Source organism: Clostridium drakei, assembly GCF_000633595.2.
GTDB lineage: Bacteria > Bacillota > Clostridia > Clostridiales > Clostridiaceae > Clostridium_AM > Clostridium_AM drakei.
In genome coordinates this window covers 1-414 of record NZ_JIBU02000108.1, presented here as the reverse complement: position 1 = coordinate 414, position 414 = coordinate 1, and the positions used below count along the sequence as shown (strand labels likewise).

Here is a 414-nt window from a genome sequence, read left to right as displayed (position 1 = left end):
TGTAAAAGTGGGATGAAATTTGTAATAGGAAATGAATTTAAAAGGCATAAATATCTTCTTAAAAGCAATATAATGGATGATGAAGAAAAAGAAACATATAAGGATATTATGAATTTAAAAGCAGATGATATATATTATCATAAAAGCTTACTAAGTTTAAGCATGTATTTATCTAAGCATTATAATGAAAAAACCGTAATAATTATAGATGAATATGATGTACCAATACAAGGTGGATATACTGGTAATTATTACGAAGATATTATAAATTTTATGAGAAATTTTTTAAGTGGAGGCTTGAAGGATAATATATATTTAGAAAAGGCAATTCTTACAGGAATACTTAGGGTAGCGAAAGAGAGTATATTTTCAGGACTTAATAATTTAAATGTATACAGTATTTTAAAAAATAAA

The 414-nt window shown here is 23.9% G+C and carries 1 protein-coding gene; it reads left to right on the top strand.

The genetic code is table 11. The annotated features are described in order from the left end of the window. Positions 1-12 precede the first annotated feature (12 nt). The coding region (locus EG57_RS0224970) for an AAA family ATPase (RefSeq protein WP_242859932.1) at positions 13-414 on the top strand (402 nt) is incomplete at its 3' end.